Origin of the sequence: Glutamicibacter sp. BW77 (assembly GCF_002332285.1) — a bacterium.
In the GTDB taxonomy this organism is placed as follows: domain Bacteria; phylum Actinomycetota; class Actinomycetes; order Actinomycetales; family Micrococcaceae; genus Glutamicibacter; species Glutamicibacter bergerei.
Genome location: NZ_NRGT01000002.1, coordinates 1 through 2,639, shown reverse-complemented (window position 1 = coordinate 2,639; position 2,639 = coordinate 1). Strand labels below are relative to the sequence as shown.

Below are 2,639 nucleotides of genomic sequence, written 5' to 3'. Positions count from 1 at the left end.
TTAGCCCAGGTATTTCATGACGGGGCCAGTAATTAAGCGTCATTAACGAGGAAAAAGCGATCCTGAACTGGGAAAATAAAGGTGTCTAAGCCATATTCTCAACAGTTCAAAGGATCACTCTCTCAGTGAACAACAATACCGGCCTTTACCCCTGCGTACCAACCATGACAACGAACCAAGCCCTGGTCTCCCACGCGGGACTTACCACCTTGAGCGACCTGCTCAACACGCTGGGTTTCCGCAAGCTCTGCGAAAACAGGCTCTCGCAATTCGTTCCTGCTTCGGCCGTTCACCGGCCCGGGAAGATGATCGCAGATTTGTCCCTGATGCTCGCCGCCGGTGGCGAGCAAGTCAGCGATACCGACCAGCTGCGAACCGCTCAAGGCCTCTTCGGTCCGGTTGCCTCTGACCCGACGTTCAGCCGGTTCTTCAGCAGAATCAGTAATCATCCCGGGGCTTTTGAATACGCATTCGCGACCATGCACCGGCAAGTGCGGGCCAAACTATGGGCAGCAGCAGGCAAACGCAACCCCGCAATACGGGCATCCCGAACCAATCCTCTGACCATCGATATCGACGCGTCCCTAGTCAACGTTCATTCAGACAAAGAAGGTGCCAAAGGCAACTATAAAGGCGGGTACGGCTATTCACCGATGATCGCCATGGCCGACTACGGAAAAACCAACGGCACCGGCGAAGTCCTCGCCGTACGCTTGCGCCCAGGAAATAAGGCAGCGAACTCAGCGAAGGACCATATCAGCATCCTGAGCGAAGCACTGGAACAACTACCAGACGAGTTCTATGACGAACAGACAACGTTGATCGGTGAGAAGATCATGGTCCGCACCGATAGCGCTGGCGCCACCCGAGAATTCTTGAAGCATGTTGATTCGTTGGGTCTGCAATTTTCCACCTCATATACGTTGCCCGTGGTCAAGGAACGCTTCGTGCGGTGGATCGATCAGAAAAAGTATTGGGAGCCAGCGCTCACCGCGGACGGTGAACACCGTGATAACGCGTGGGTGATTGATGCTTCCAAGGTCATTGAACTAAACGATTACCCGCCAGGAACCAGAATTTATCTTCGTGCTGAGCCGTTGCATCCGGGGGCGAAAGCAAGCCTGTTCGACACTGATGGGAATCGAGTGACCGCGTTTCTGACGAACTCTCCACGCTACGATCCCGCTTTCTTGGATGCCCGTCACCGCGCCCGTGGGCGTTGCGAAAACAGGATCAAGTCGCTGAAAGCCGCAGGGCTGGGCAAACTGCCATTCACTTCGTTCGCGGCGAATCAAGCGTGGGCTAACTTGGCCATGTTTGCGTTGAATCTGACGTCGTGGCTGCAGTTGGTGGTACTACCTGCGGGGCATCAGGCCGGGAGCTGGGATTTGAAACGGTGGCGGTACCGGGTGTGGTCTATGGCCGGGAAGCTGACTAAGAGCGGTCGCCAACCCCGGTTGCTGATCAATGATCAAACGCCGGAAGCTCGCTTAGTCACCTTACTCAAGGGACAAATCAACGGATTGCGTCAGCGTTGGGCAGTCGGTTCGCTGCGAACCTGAGTGTTCAAGTACTAGTCATTAGTGAGTTCAAGTGGGAAGGGGCAGTATTTCGGTGTGTGGTGGCCGGCGCTGGCGTCAGCGATATGGCGCTCTTTGTCGTGTGAGAATTCAAGAACCCCACCGGATACTGGCGGGGTGCCGGTTCCGGTGGGGTTCTGCGCTTCCATGAAAGATCTGGGTTAGTNNTTAGTTGCAAGGACGGAGAACGGTCCGGATGCGGTGAAAGTCTTCCGCATGGGTGTCGCCGCCCGCGGGCTGCCACAGCGCTTGCTCAGTGACAATGGCGATGCCTTGAATCCCATCCGTCGGGGCGTCATCAGCGAATTGGTCGCGTACGCCAACAGTCTGGGAGTTGCCACGATGACCGGCAAGCCGTATAAGCCCACGACTCAGGGGAAGAACGAGCGGTTTCATTCGACGTTGTTCAAGTGGTTGAAGAAGCAGCCTTTCGCCAAGGACCTAGCCGAATTGCAAGGGCAGGTTGAGGTCTTTGACCAGGCCTACAACACGCAGCGTGGTCATCAGTCCTTGGAGGATCGGATGACACCGCAGGAAGCGTGGGATGCCACGCCGGTTGCTGAGCCTCTCGCGCCTGGGGAATGGGTGAAGCTCAGCACCAAGCCCGCTCCGGGCGTCGGCGAGGCTGTCCTGGCCGTACAGCCGGGTGAAGAGCAATCGCCAACGCCGCAGGATGGTTCAACTCCGGAGCCGGCGAAGCTCAGTGCCACGCTGCGGACCGAGCACATGGAGGCGAGGGGCAGTCAGCTGATGCGGGTCAATAAGAACAGGTGCCTGCGGGTTGCTGGCGTGGAACTCTATTTGGGCAAACTGCTCCGCAGCACCATGGTGAAGGTCCTCTGGGATCAGGCGGATTTGATGGTGATCTCAATGGACGGTGAATTAATCACGAAATACGATTATCCATTCCCAGACGGCATCACGTATCTGAGCTTGAAGCATGCCACGGCGAAGTTCCAGAACCAACCGGAAATGGGGTAAGTGTTACCGATGTCTTGAGACACCGAGTGTCACCGATGTGCTGGTACAGAACTGTTACCGGTGTCTTGAGACATCACA

At 56.3% G+C, this 2,639-nt stretch carries 1 protein-coding gene and 1 pseudogene; both read left to right on the top strand.

Features of this window, described 5'->3' with window-relative positions; all coding sequences use genetic code 11:
* The first annotated feature begins 125 nt into the window (after window positions 1-125).
* A complete protein-coding gene (locus CIK74_RS00150) occupies window positions 126-1,562 on the top strand; it encodes an IS1380 family transposase (protein WP_170947673.1) in 1,437 nt (478 codons plus the stop codon).
* A 192-nt stretch (window positions 1,563-1,754) separates the two neighbouring features.
* A pseudogene (locus CIK74_RS00145) lies at window positions 1,755-2,561 on the top strand (integrase core domain-containing protein); the annotation flags it as partial.
* Window positions 2,562-2,639: the final 78 nt, after the last annotated feature.